This is a genomic window from Monashia sp. HAY1-2A (assembly GCF_056755315.1).
Genome location: NZ_JBNDHY010000435.1, coordinates 1 through 269, shown reverse-complemented (window position 1 = coordinate 269; position 269 = coordinate 1). Strand labels below are relative to the sequence as shown.

Annotated in this window: 1 protein-coding gene; it reads right to left on the bottom strand. The window is 61.7% G+C overall.

Translation table 11 applies throughout. The features are described from left to right. Positions 1 to 269: AFG1/ZapE family ATPase (zapE, locus tag ACPYOM_RS22615; protein ID WP_481347681.1), on the bottom strand; the 269-nt coding region annotated here is incomplete at both ends.

Below are 269 nucleotides of genomic sequence, written 5' to 3'. Positions count from 1 at the left end.
GGTGTACTCCACGAACGTTCCAAAAGCCTTGGGGCCTGGAGACCTGTGCCAAAGAGACGCCAAAAGGTGGGTCTTGCCCACGCCGAAGCCGCCGTCGAGGTAGATCCCGGCCCTGGTGGCCGGCGCCTTCTTGGCGAAAAGCTTCTTGAAGAGTCCGGCATCGTTGCCGTTGCCCACGCCATCGGCAAATGCCGACAGGAGTTTCACAGCGTTGGCCTGGCTGGGCTGCGAAGGATCCGGCCTGTAACTGTCGAACGACACCTCTCCGA